Origin of the sequence: Pseudomonas sp. EL_65y_Pfl2_R96 (assembly GCF_963970905.1) — a bacterium.
Lineage (GTDB): Bacteria > Pseudomonadota > Gammaproteobacteria > Pseudomonadales > Pseudomonadaceae > Aquipseudomonas.
The window spans coordinates 1-449 of the sequence record NZ_CAXAQH010000360.1 but is presented as its reverse complement, the minus strand read 5'-3'; the positions used below and the strand labels follow the sequence as shown (position 1 = coordinate 449).

Annotated in this window: 1 protein-coding gene; it reads left to right on the top strand. The window is 64.6% G+C overall.

Annotation, left to right across the window (positions count from 1 at the left end; all coding sequences use genetic code 11):
- Positions 1-102: 102 nt before the first annotated feature.
- Positions 103-449 (top strand): hypothetical protein (locus tag AACY49_RS31035; protein WP_339528146.1); only part of this gene is annotated, 347 nt, incomplete at its 3' end.

The window sequence follows — 449 nt, the reverse complement described above, 5'->3', positions numbered from 1 at the left end:
GTGGTTCGACGCCTTCGTCCGTTGGCTCGATATGAACGGCTTGCTGACACGCCAGCGGGACGGCGGCGCGGCAGGCGCAAGCGGCACGGGAGCGACAAAGCCATGAAACCGATCAAGATCGCAATCGTGCTGGCAGTGGGCGCTTTAGCGCCGCTGACCGCCGGTTTGGCGCAACAGGCACCCGCGCCTGCGCGCAGTTTCGAACCCTATTTTACCGCGCCGACAAACGCACCGCTGACCCCTGACGCCGACGGTTTCCTGCAACGCTGGCTGCTGTGGGAACCGATCGTCAAGCCCAACCGCAGCAACATCGGTTTCACGCAAAGCTATGTGGGCGCCGCGCTGACCGATTTTCCCGGTGGCACTGTTGCCGTGCCGCGCGATGGTGCGTTGATCAAGACGCCGGAGCCGCTGCGCTGGCACGCGCTCGATGCGCGCTTGTTCGATGT